Genomic DNA, 620 nt, shown 5'->3' with positions numbered 1-620 from the left:
CTACTTGCGTAATATTTAGCTCATAACTACCAGGAACGGTATTTTGGCCGGCGCTAAAGAATTCGACCTGACTATCGCTCGCTCTTCCCTGATCGGCAAAAATACCAATCACGGATTCTGTGTTCGTCTGCAGTTGAGTCCGAAACTCCGACTCATTAAAGATCAAGTTTCCGGTCTCACGAGAAGTTGTAATTCCGACCTCGGCTAAACTTCGAATTGGATCAGATTCAAGCCCCGCAATTGGCCGACCAAGGATATTTCTGATCTGGCTCGTGATCGTTCTAGTCGTCGAATCACCAACAAGAAGTCCAGCTGCAGAAGGATTACCCGGATCTATCTGGGAGTTCTCAACGATGAGCTCCCTAAGCGCGTTGTACTTCTCAATGAACTCCTGAACCTTTTCGACAACGTAGTCTTCGTTACGCGCTACCTTCAAAGTAGCCGGCGAATTCTCATTTGTTCCCGTCAGATTGATGGTCAAGCCTTCAACCAAATCGTCAACCGTATTAGTGCTGCGCGTAATAGGGATGCCATTGAATTCAAATGCCGCATCGGAAGCTGCTTGGTTCTGCGTGAGATTCTGAGCGCCCGCGGTATATGACAGGCTTGAAAGTCCCAGA

1 protein-coding gene is annotated in these 620 nt (G+C 48.1%); it reads right to left on the bottom strand.

Features of this window, described 5'->3' with window-relative positions; all coding sequences use genetic code 11:
• Window positions 1–620: flagellar filament capping protein FliD (gene fliD, locus A3751_RS00690; protein WP_197466067.1), on the bottom strand; the 620-nt coding region annotated here is incomplete at both ends.

Source organism: Oleiphilus sp. HI0080, from assembly GCF_001635135.1.
Note: the sequence above shows the minus strand (reverse complement) of the source record. Positions and strands in the feature narration are given on the sequence as shown.